General features: G+C 72.0%; 3 protein-coding genes. 1 reads left to right on the top strand and 2 read right to left on the bottom strand.

The window, feature by feature from the left end:
- Window positions 1-185 precede the first annotated feature (185 nt).
- A complete protein-coding gene (locus VJR25_RS08945) occupies window positions 186-557 on the bottom strand; it encodes a glyoxalase superfamily protein (RefSeq protein WP_324114626.1) in 372 nt (123 codons plus the stop codon).
- Window positions 558-664: 107 nt separating this feature from the next.
- Between VJR25_RS08945 and VJR25_RS08950 the strand changes: the two genes are divergently transcribed.
- The gene (locus tag VJR25_RS08950; RefSeq protein WP_324114627.1) at window positions 665-1630 is read left to right on the top strand and encodes a YafY family protein; all 966 of its coding nucleotides are present in this window, start codon (window positions 665-667) and stop codon (window positions 1628-1630) included.
- Between the two features lie 20 nt (window positions 1631-1650).
- Here the strand turns inward: VJR25_RS08950 and VJR25_RS08955 are convergent.
- On the bottom strand, window positions 1651-3632 hold a 1982-nt coding region (locus VJR25_RS08955; RefSeq protein WP_324114628.1), incomplete at its 5' end, for a bifunctional polysaccharide deacetylase/glycosyltransferase family 2 protein.

Raw genomic sequence — 3632 nt, forward strand, 5'->3', positions numbered from 1 at the left:
TCAACGACCCGAGGTGCAGGGCGACCCTTCCGCGACACCCGAGCCGCCATGCACCCGCACCTGTAACCCTCCGGTCGTTGAGCGAGCGAGCGCCAGCGAGCGAGACGAAACGCAGAAACCCCGCGAGGACGACGCGTTTCGTCTCGCTCCGCTCGCTCAACGACCGGGGTGCCCCGGGGGGCGGGTCAGCTGCGGGCGGGGATCTGCTGCAGCGTCCAGCGGTTGCCGTCGGGGTCGGAGAAGGTGACGAACCGCCCCCAGGCCTGGTCGTCGACGTCGCTGGCGTCGACGCCGTTCGAGCGCAGCAGGTCGCGGGCGGCATCCGCATCGTCGATCACGAGCTGCACGCTGCGCTGCGAGCCCACAGGCATGTCGATGAGGCCGCGGCCGAACGCGATGGAGCACGCCGATCCGGGCGGGGTGATCTGCACGAAGCGCAGATCCTCGGTGACCGTGTGGTCGTAGTCGACGTTCCAGCCCAGCTGGTCGCCGTAGAAGTGCTTGGCGCGGTCCACGTCGGACACCGGCACGAACACGAGCTCGATCTTGAAGTCCATGGTCTGTTCCTCTCGTCGGGATGCTGTGCACCCGTATGCCTTCGATGAACCCCACGCTACGGACACATCAGGTCATTTTCTGTCCTGAATGCGAGAGAATCGAGAACATGGCGGATACGGCCTCCCGCGTGCTCGAACTGCTCGCCCTCCTGCAGACCCACCGGGTCTGGCCGGGGCCGCAGCTCGCCGCGCGTCTCGATATCACCGAGCGAACGCTCCGCCGCGACATCGAGCGCCTCCGCGAGCTCGGCTACCGCGTCGAAGCGGAGCGCGGGATCGGCGGCGGCTACCGGCTCGAGGCCGGTTCCCACCTGCCACCGCTGCTGCTGTCCGAGGAGGAGGCGGTGACGATCGCGGTCGGGCTGCGCTCGGCGGTCGCCCAGGGTCTCGTGGACGGCGAGCGCACCACGCTGAGCGCCCTCGCCAAGTTCGAGCAGCTGCTGCCGCCGGCGCTGCGCACACGGACGGATGCCGTCGCGGCGACCCTGCACACGACCCCGCCCCGCGGCATCCCGGTGTCCGCCGAGCTGCTCGGCACCCTCGCCCTCGCCTGCCGCGACCACGAACGCATCCGCTTCGCGTACCGGGCGGCCGACGGCGCCGAGTCCCGCCGCAGCGTCGAGCCGCACGCCGTGGTGTCGCTCGGGCGCAGCTGGATGCTGCTGGCCTGGGACCGCGACCGCGTCGACTGGCGCACCTTCCGCCTCGACCGGATCGAGGACGTCTTCGGCACGCGGGTCGTGTTCCCGCCGCGTCCGGTGCCGGGCGGGGATGCCGCCGCCTACGTGCGGGGCAGCGTCCGCGCCGTCCGCGCGCCGCTGCAGCTCGACGTCCTGCTGCACGAGGACCTCGATCGGATGCGGGTACGACTCGGCGGGTGGGGCGCGGAGCTGCGGGCGGCCGAGGACGGATGCTGCATCTGGCCGCTGCGCGGCGAGAGCGTCGCCCACCTGGTGTCCGCGCTCGCCTGGGTGCCCGCGGACATCGCGTTCGAGCTGCGCGGCGATCCGGTGCTGCTCGCGGACATCGCCGCGGCGGCGGGGCGCCTGCACGCCGGAGCATCCGGCATCTGACAGGCCGGCGTTCCTCCGGCTCAGCTCTGCGTGGTCGTCGGCGCCTTGAGCGTTCCGTACCGCTCCATCCGGTGCCAGCGCAGGCGGGTGCCGGCGAGCGAGGTGAACACGGACTGGATCACGACCAGGTACATGAGCTGCCGGTAGACGACCTGCTGCAGCGGCAGGGTCCACAGCACCCGCGGCGACTCGCCGTCCAATCGGAACGCGTACAGCGCCATGAGCAGCTGCACCAGCAGGAACGCGAGCCACAGTCCGATCACCCGGACGGGATCGAGGAAGATCAGCCCGTAGATCGCGAAGATGTCGACGACCGGCGCGAGCAGCGGCAGCAGCACCTGCAGCACGAGCAGATAGGTCAGGCCGCGGCGCCCGAGCTTGCCGGCCGCGCCCTTCTGGACGAGGGCGCCGCGGTGCTTCCACATCGCCTGCAGGGTGCCGTAGCACCAGCGGTAGCGCTGCTTCCACAGCTCCGCGAGGGTCGCCGGCGCCTCGGTCCAGGCGCGGGCGTCCTCTTCGTAGACGACCCGCCAGCCGTCCCGGCACAGGGCCATGGTGAGGTCGGTGTCCTCGGCGAGCGTCTCGGAGCTCACTCCCCCGATGCGCTGCAGCGCCGACCGGCGGAATCCGCCGATCGCGCCCGGCACCGTCGGCATGCACTCGGCCACGTCGAACAGACGCCGGTCGAGGTTGAACCCGACCACGTACTCGATGTGCTGCCAGGCGCCGAGCAGCCCGCCGCGGTTCGCGACCTTCGTGTTGCCGGACACGGCGCCCACGCGCGGGTCGGCGAACGGCTGCACGAGCCGGCGCACGGTGTCCGGCTCGAAGACGGTGTCGCCGTCGACCATGACGATGAGGTCGTGGGATGCCGCCCGCAGGCCGCGGTTGAGCGCGGCCGGCTTGCCGCCGTTGGACTGCCGGATGACCCGCACGCCGGGCAGGCCGAGCCGTTCGACGATGCCCGCGGTGTCGTCGGTGGAGCCGTCGTCGACCACGATGATCTCGATCGGGTGGTCGGATGCCGCGATCGAACGCTCGGCGGCCTCGATGCCGGCGGCCTCGTTGTAGGCCGGCACGATCACGGTGGCCGGCTCGGTGACGACGGTCGGCAGCAGCCGATCGGCCGCCCGGACGCTGCGGGCGTGCCGGCGGGCGGCGCCCAGCACCAGCAGGGCACGCACGAGGGTCACGATGCCGGCGAGCAGCAGTGCCAAGGTGAGGGCGACGACGACGGCGTCGCTCGCGCGCACCGCCCCGATGAGCGTGGCGCCGACGACCCGGTCCAGCAGCGGCGCCGGATGCATGCTGCCGGTCATGCCCACTGCCTGGCTGACCGTCGTCACCCGGTAGCCCTCGGCATCCAGCTTCGTGAGCAGCCGGTCGAGGGCGGTGACCGTCTCGCTGCGGTTTCCGCCGCCGTCGTGCATGAGCAGCACGTCGCCGTGCGGCGAGTCGGGCAAGGATGCCGATTCGATGTGCGCCGCCCCGAGACGCCTCCAGTCGTCGCTGTCGCGCGTGGTGAGCACGGTGACGTAGCCGTCCGCCGCGGCCGTCTGGATCGACCGCCAGTCGGCGTTCGTCAGGGCGTCGTTCTCGGAGCTGTAGGGCGGGCGAAGCAGGGAGGTCGACATGCCGGTCGCGCCCTCGATGACCTCCTGGGCGGTGCGCAGCTCGAGGTGCTCCTGCCAGGCGGGGAGCAGGCCCAGGTTGGCGTGCGTGAGGGTGTGCACGCCGATCTCATCGCCCTGCGCGACGGCGGCGCGCACCAGCTCCGGGTGCGCGATCACCTCGGTGCCGACCACGAAGAAGGTCGCGTGGACATGGTGCTTGCGCAGCACGGCGAGGATCTCGGGCGTCCACCGCGGATCCGGACCGTCGTCGAAGGTCAGCGCGATGACGCGGTTCTTCGGGCCGGCGGTGCGCGTGCCGTCGCCGCCCGCGGCCACCACCGGACCGCCCGAGGCGATGGCCGCGGGGACGGCGCCGGACGGGCCGACCG

It is taken from the genome of Microbacterium sp. (assembly GCF_035277845.1).
Taxonomy (GTDB): Bacteria; Actinomycetota; Actinomycetes; order Actinomycetales; family Microbacteriaceae; genus Microbacterium.